This window comes from Micromonospora sp. 4G55 (genome assembly GCF_016803375.1).
On record NZ_JAEVHN010000660.1, the window covers coordinates 1 to 3,356 of the forward strand.

4 protein-coding genes are annotated in these 3,356 nt (G+C 71.3%); 3 read left to right on the plus strand and 1 reads right to left on the minus strand.

Annotated elements, in window-relative coordinates; translation table 11 throughout:
• Window positions 1-255 (minus strand): hypothetical protein (locus JNW89_RS31855; protein ID WP_238451880.1); only part of this gene is annotated, 255 nt, incomplete at its 3' end.
• A gap of 495 nt (window positions 256-750) precedes the next feature.
• On the opposite strand from JNW89_RS31855, the gene pdhA reads away from it, so the two are divergent.
• The 3 genes from pdhA to JNW89_RS31870 all read left to right on the plus strand — a co-directional run.
• A complete protein-coding gene (gene pdhA / locus JNW89_RS31860) occupies window positions 751-1,929 on the plus strand; it encodes a pyruvate dehydrogenase (acetyl-transferring) E1 component subunit alpha (RefSeq protein WP_179802546.1) in 1,179 nt (392 codons plus the stop codon).
• Entirely contained in the window at window positions 1,929-2,918 is a 990-nt protein-coding gene (locus tag JNW89_RS31865; RefSeq protein WP_238451881.1) for an alpha-ketoacid dehydrogenase subunit beta, read from the plus strand. Before pdhA ends, JNW89_RS31865 begins: the two co-directional genes overlap by 1 nt.
• Before the next feature lie 5 nt (window positions 2,919-2,923).
• Window positions 2,924-3,356 (plus strand): biotin/lipoyl-containing protein (locus JNW89_RS31870; protein ID WP_305070554.1); only part of this gene is annotated, 433 nt, incomplete at its 3' end.

A 3,356-nucleotide genomic window follows, 5' to 3' on the forward strand; every position in this document is an offset into this window, starting at 1 on the left:
TAGCCGCGGCCGGGGCCGGCCGGTCCGGGGGCGCGGTGCGCCCCGATCATCCGCCGGTAGCCGCCACCGCCGCTGTGCCGGCCGAGCATGGGGGCGGGACGCCGTGCCGGCGAGCAGGGCCACGGTGAAGAGGTAGCCGCGGCCGGGGCCGGCCGGTCCGGGGGCGCGGTGCGCCCCGATCATCCGCCGGTAGCCGCCACCGCCGCTGTGCCGGCCGAGCATGGGGGCGGGAGGACCGTCACCTGACTCGGACACCGCACAACTCCCTCGTCGTCGACTTTTCGAGCAACCGGGCACCGGCGGCTTCATAAACGGACATACGGCTTGAAATGCCCTACCGACACCCTGGTCAGCTTGGACCAGTGACGCTCAGTTCACCAGGGACCACAGCGTGTCGACACACAAAACGTCCGTCACCGTGAATCTTCCAAGGGACAAATATGTCAATGCGTCGCGAAGACGACGGAACGGGACCGGTGGGGGAGGCCATACTGTGGGACCGCTCACCTCCTCTGCAATCATTCAGGCACGACGGCAACGCAGCCGACCTCCGCGCACCCCGCGGCAGGCACGGTTCGGCGCCGGCTCCCGAACCGGGTTCCTCCCCGAATCCGGCTCACCGCCGCGCGGCAACCCTCACCGGGGCTAGGCGCGGCCGCCAGGAACCAGCCCGGCACCGGCCGGGCCGGCGTACGAGTTGCGCGGACGGGTCACCCCCGGCGCCGACGCAGACACGACAGGGAGAGACGGATGGCAAAGGGCGACCCCGGGGTCACCAGCCGCGGCCGGCGGGCCGCACCCCGGTCCAAGCGCACCGCCGCGGCGGGCGAGCCGGAACTCGTACAGCTGCTCACCCCCACCGGTGAGCGGATCGACAGCGCGATCGGCCCGGACGGGACCGAGTACCGCGTCGACTTCACCGACGAGGAGTACCGCGGGCTCTACCGCGACCTCGTGCTGGTCCGCAAGCTCGACGCCGAGGCCACCGCGCTGCAGCGCCAGGGCGAGCTGGGCCTCTGGGCCAGCCTGCTCGGCCAGGAGGCCGCGCAGGTCGGTTCGGGGCGCGCGTTGCGCACTCAGGACATGGCCTTCCCGACCTATCGGGAGCACGGCGTCCTCTACTGCCGGGGCATCGACCCGATCATGCCGCTCGGCCTGTTCCGCGGCGTCGACCAGGGCGGCTGGGACCCGAACGAGTTCAAGTTCAACATGTACACGATCGTGATCGGGGCGCAGACCCTGCACGCGACCGGGTACGCCATGGGTGTCGCCATGGACGGCAAGACCGGCACCGACGACGGCGAGGCGGTGATCGCCTACTTCGGCGACGGCGCCACCAGCCAGGGCGACGTCAACGAGGCGTTCGTCTGGGCCAGCGTCTTCAACGCGCCGCTGGTCTTCTTCTGCCAGAACAACCAGTACGCCATCTCCGAGCCGCTGGAGCGACAGACCCGCGTCCCGCTCTACCAGCGCGCGGGCGGCTTCGGCTTCCCCGGCGTCCGGGTGGACGGCAACGACGTGCTCGCCTCGTACGCGGTGACCCGGCACGCGCTGGACAACGCCCGGCTCGGCCAGGGCCCCAGCCTGATCGAGGCGTACACCTACCGGATGGGGGCGCACACCACCTCCGACGACCCGACCCGCTACCGGATCGCCAGCGAGGTCGAGGCCTGGCAGGCCAAGGACCCGATCGCCCGGATGAAGGCGTTCCTGACCAACCAGCAGATCGCCGACGCGGACTTCTTCGCCTCCGTCGACGAGCAGGCCCGCACCGAGTCGGTGCACCTGCGCGAGCGGGTGCTCGCCATGCCCAACCCCGAGCCGGTGTCGATGTTCGACCACGTCTACCCCACCGGGTCCCCCGAGCTCGACGAGCAGCGGGCGCAGTTCAGCAAGTACATGGAGTCGTTCGAGGGGAGCGCCCACTGATGGCCACGGAGACGCTCACCCTCGGCAAGGCCCTCAACACCGGTCTGCGCAAGGCCCTGGAGAACGACCCGAAGGTCGTCATCATGGGCGAGGACGTCGGCAAGCTCGGCGGCGTCTTCCGGATCACCGACGGGCTCCAGAAGGACTTCGGCGACCAGCGGGTGATCGACACCCCGCTGGCCGAGTCCGGCATCATCGGCACCGCGGTCGGCCTCGCCATCCGCGGCTTCCGCCCGGTCTGCGAGATCCAGTTCGACGGCTTCGTCTACCCCGCGTACGACCAGATCGTGTCGCAGGTGGCGAAGATGCACTACCGCTCGCAGGGCAAGGTCCGGATCCCGATGGTCATCCGGATCCCCTTCGGCGGCGGCATCGGCGCGGTCGAGCACCACTCCGAGTCGCCCGAGGCGTACTTCGCCCACACCGCCGGTCTGAAGGTCGTCACCTGCGCCAACCCGCAGGACGCGTACTCGATGATCCAGCAGGCGATCGCCTCGGACGACCCGATCGTCTTCCTGGAGCCCAAGCGGCGCTACTGGGAGAAGGGCCCGGTCGACCTGGACGCCCCGCTCGCGGACGCGTACCCGCTGCACTCCGCCCGGGTGGCGCGGGCCGGCACCGACGCCACCGTGCTGGCGTACGGCCCGATGGTGCGGACCTGCCTGGACGCGGCCACCGCCGCCGCCGAGGACGGCCGGCAGCTGGAGGTCATCGACCTGCGCACGCTCTCGCCGCTGGACCTGACCGCCGCATACGAGTCGGTCCGGCGCACCGGCCGCTGCGTGGTCGTGCACGAGGCCCCGGGCAACCTGGGCCTGGGCTCGGAGATCGCCGCCCGGATCACCGAGGAGTGCTTCTACTCCCTGGAGTCCCCGGTGCTGCGCGTCACCGGCTTCGACACCCCCTACCCGGCCAGCCGGGTGGAGGAGGAGTACCTGCCCGACCTCGACCGGGTGCTCGACGCCGTCGACCGCACCTTCGGCTGGTGAGCGGCATGTCACGGATCAAGGAGTTCAACCTCCCCGACCTGGGCGAGGGCCTGACCGAGGGCGAGATCCTCTCCTGGCTGGTCAAGGTGGGCGACGTCATCGAGCTGAACCAGCCGATCGTCGAGGTGGAGACGGCCAAGGCGGCCGTCGAAATCCCGGCGAAGTGGGCCGGCCAGGTGCAGGCGATCTTCCACCCGGAGGGCACCACGGTCGAGGTCGGCACGCCGATCATCGCGATCGACACCGACCCGGGCGCCGGGCCGATCGAGGAGTCGACGACCGGTGCGCCGGCCTCCGCGCTGCCCACCCCGTCGGCGGCCTCGCTGGCCGCCGTCGAGGTGGCCCCGACCGAGGGCGCGGTCGAGCCGGGCCTGATCGGCGGTCCCGCCCCGGGTGGGCGTACCGCCGTGCTGGTCGGCTACGGCCCGCGCACCACGG